We start from the raw sequence: 2,893 nt of genomic DNA on the forward strand, positions 1-2,893 counted from the left end.
CCCCGACCCCCACCGTCGCGGGCACCTCGCGCCCGCCCAGCGTCCCGGCCGGGGCCGAACGGGAGGCCGGGTTGTACGCGTGGGTCCCGCCCAAGGGCTGGCTGCGGGCGGCCGAGAGCGGTGCCGAGGTGCACTACGCCTCGCCCGACCGCAAACAGGAGATCCTCGCCAACGCGGCCCCCGCCCGCGGCGATCTGCTCGAACAGTGGAGGGACAAGGAGGAACAGGACACCAGCAAGGGCCTCGACTACCGCAGGATCCGCCTGGAGGAGACCACGTTCCGGGACGGCCCCGCCGTGGTGTGGGAGTACACCGTCACGGCCAAGGGCAAACCCTGGCACGTCCGGCTGCTCGGCTTCCGCTCCGGCGGTACGTCCTACGAGATCAGCACCTGGTACGCCCCGGACATCGAGGACCGCGCCGTACCGACGTACGAGCTGGTCAGGGACAGCTTCACACCGCTGTGAGCGGGTGGCGAGCCGGCAACAGCACCGGGCCCGGCAGTCAGCCCTGCCGGACCCGATGCGAGGAGATCAACCTGCTCAGTGCTCAGTGCTCAGTGCTCAGTGCTCAGCGCTCAGCGCTCGGTATGAGAGGCGCTGCGCTCAGGCCTGGCGCCCAGCACCTTCTCCTTCACCAGTGAGATGCCGACGACGACGGCGGCGACGAGGAGGGAGAGCAGGAGGATGTCGCGGTTGCCGTGCTGGGTGTCGGTGAGCATGTAGCCCAGGACGAACACGATCAGGGCGATGGTGGCCCAGGTCAGGTACGGATACAGCCACATCCGCACCACCAGCCTGTCCGGCTGTTCGCGTTCGATGACCTTGCGGAGCCTGAGCTGGGAGAAGCAGATGACCAGCCACACGAACAGGGCGACGGCGCCGGAGGAGTTGACCAGGAAGAGGAAGACGGAGTCGGGATAGGCGTAGTTGAAGAAGACGGCCACGAACCCGAAGACGACGGAGGCGAGGATGGCCGCCATCGGCACCCCGCGGGCGGTGGTCCGGGCGAAAGCCGCGGGTGCGTCGCCGCGCTCACCGAGGGAGAAGGCCATCCGCGAGGCGGTGTACAGGCCGGAGTTGAGACACGACAGCACCGAGGTGAGCACGATGAAGTTCATGATCTGGCCGGCGTGCGCGATGCCGAGGGAGTCCAGCGCGGCGACGTAACTGCCCTTGTCGGCGATCGACTTGTCGTTCCAGGGCAGCAGGGTGACGACGACGAAGATGGAGCCGAGGTAGAACACGGCGATACGCCAGATCACGCTGTTGGTGGCCTTGGTGACGGCCTGGCGGGGGTTGGCGGTCTCCCCGGCGGCGAGGGTGACGATCTCGCTGCCCATGAAGGAGAACACCACCAGCAGCACACCCAGCAGGATCGCGCCGGGCCCGTTGGGCAGGAACCCGCCGTGGTCGGTCAGGTTCGACACACCCGCCTGAGGCGCCTGCACACCCGGCAGGAGACCGAGCACGGCCAGGGCGCCGATGACGATGAACGCGGCGATCGCGACGACCTTGATCCCGGCGAACCAGAACTCGAACTCGCCATAGGAGCCGACCGAGACCAGGTTGGTCGCGGTCAGCACGACCATCACGATGAGCGCCCACGCCCACTGGGGCACGGCCGGGATCCACCCCTCCAGGATCACCGCGCCGGCGGTGGCTTCGACGGCCAGGACGACGACCCAGAAGAACCAGTACAGCCAGCCGATGGAGAAGCCGGCCCAGCGGCCCAGGGCGCGGTCGGCGTGGGCGGAGAAGGAACCGGAGGTGGGGTTGGCGGCGGACATCTCGCCGAGCATCCGCATGACCAGCACGACAAGAGTGCCCACGAGCGCGTAGGACAACAGGATGCCGGGGCCGGCGGTCGCGATACCGGAACTGGAACCGACGAACAGCCCCGCACCGATCACACCACCGATCGCGATCATGGACAGATGACGGTCCTTGAGCCCGGCCTGGAGACCACCACCGGGCTCTCCGTGGCTGCCTGGGCTACTGCCGGCTTTCGCCGTGGTCGGCTGCGAGGTCATGGGGGGAGTTCCTTTGCACAGCGGGGCAGGGACTGAGTGGGGGTAGGCCGGACACGTGTGATGCCTGGCTTGAACTGATGCGTCTCGTGGCGCCTGCCCAGTCGCGGGGCCCTCATGACTCGCGTGAGAGGGGGACGCGAGAGACGGGGGAGGACCCGACGAGACGCGGACAGCACGCCGTATCCGGAGCGGACAGCACGCCGTATCCGGAGTTGTACAAGCCGGTCCAGTGAATCTGAGGCGAAGGGAATCTTGAACCTGTGAATCCAGATCGTTACTTGAGGTTTCCTTGAGGTTTTGTAGTGTTGCTCACGGTTTTCGGGGTCGGGCCCCCGACGGGCCCCGCCGAAACGGCCGTGTCACACTCGGACCATGCGCGTCTACCTCGGCTCGGATCACGCCGGCTACGAACTGAAGAATCACCTCGTCGAGTGGCTCAGGGCCGCCGGCCACGAGCCCGTCGACTGCGGGCCCCACATCTACGACGCCCAGGACGACTACCCGCCGTTCTGCCTCCGTGCCGCCGAGAAGACGGCCGCCGACCCCGGCTCCCTCGGCATCGTGATCGGCGGCTCCGGAAACGGCGAGCAGATCGCCGCGAACAAGGTGACCGGCGTCCGCGCGGCCCTCGCCTGGAGTGTGGAGACGGCGTCCCTGGGCCGCGAACACAACGACGCGAACGTCATCGCGGTCGGCGCCCGCATGCACACCCAGGAGGAGGCGACGAAGTTCGTCGAGACCTTCCTCAACACGCCTTTCTCGGGTGACGAGCGTCACGTCCGCCGAATCGAGATGCTCTCCGCTTACGAGAAGACGGGCGACCTCCCTCCGATCCCGCCCCACCACCCGCAGCAGTAACAC

2 protein-coding genes and 1 pseudogene are annotated in these 2,893 nt (G+C 67.7%); 2 read left to right on the plus strand and 1 reads right to left on the minus strand.

Going from position 1 to position 2,893, the window contains the following annotated elements; translation table 11 throughout:
• Positions 1–467 (plus strand): annotated as a pseudogene (locus tag FNH04_RS47040) (serine/threonine protein kinase); the annotation flags it as partial.
• 110 nt (positions 468–577) lie between these two features.
• Here the strand turns inward: FNH04_RS47040 and FNH04_RS44080 are convergent.
• Complete coding sequence (locus FNH04_RS44080) at positions 578–2,032, minus strand: amino acid permease (protein WP_152791851.1); 1,455 nt, start codon at positions 2,030–2,032, stop codon at positions 578–580.
• Positions 2,033–2,404: 372 nt separating this feature from the next.
• Between FNH04_RS44080 and FNH04_RS44085 the strand changes: the two genes are divergently transcribed.
• On the plus strand, positions 2,405–2,890 hold the full coding sequence (locus FNH04_RS44085; RefSeq protein ID WP_152791852.1) for a ribose-5-phosphate isomerase: 486 nt from the start codon (positions 2,405–2,407) through the stop codon (positions 2,888–2,890).
• Positions 2,891–2,893: the final 3 nt, after the last annotated feature.

Source organism: Streptomyces phyllanthi (genome assembly GCF_009377205.1).
Classification (GTDB): Bacteria; Actinomycetota; Actinomycetes; order Streptomycetales; family Streptomycetaceae; genus Streptomyces; species Streptomyces phyllanthi.